This is a genomic window from Faecalibacterium sp. DFI.5.82 (genome assembly GCF_029076575.1).
Taxonomy (GTDB): Bacteria; Bacillota; Clostridia; order Oscillospirales; family Ruminococcaceae; genus Faecalibacterium; species Faecalibacterium duncaniae.
Window position 1 is genome coordinate 1 of record NZ_JARFIS010000176.1, and the last position, 349, is coordinate 349.

1 pseudogene is annotated in these 349 nt (G+C 63.6%); it reads right to left on the bottom strand.

What is annotated here, in order from left to right:
* Positions 1 to 101 precede the first annotated feature (101 nt).
* Positions 102 to 349: pseudogene (locus P0G09_RS16130) on the bottom strand (N4-gp56 family major capsid protein); the annotation flags it as partial.

Sequence of the window (349 nt, forward strand, 5' to 3'; positions counted from 1 at the left end):
ACTGCATTTTACGCCTCGCCTGGTTTCGTCATCCAGCAGAGCTTGCCCGGTTTGCCAAGGGCTCCCCTACTAGGGGAGCTGGCACGAATCGCCTGAGAGGTTCAGTTGGCACTCGCATTCTCCGAATAACTGGATACGCTCTCAATGCGCACCATGTACTGCTCCACCAGACGCTCGGCGGCGCGCATCCCCTTCCAGCCCACGGAAGCGCGCTGGTTCAGCGGGTCGTCGCCATACCCCAGCTGCTTGACGATGTGTTCCAGGCCGCCGCCCTCCAGCTCGGTCACACCGTAGGCATGGGCACCCAGCACCAGCGTGCCGAACACGGCCAGACCGCTGGGGCAGGTGG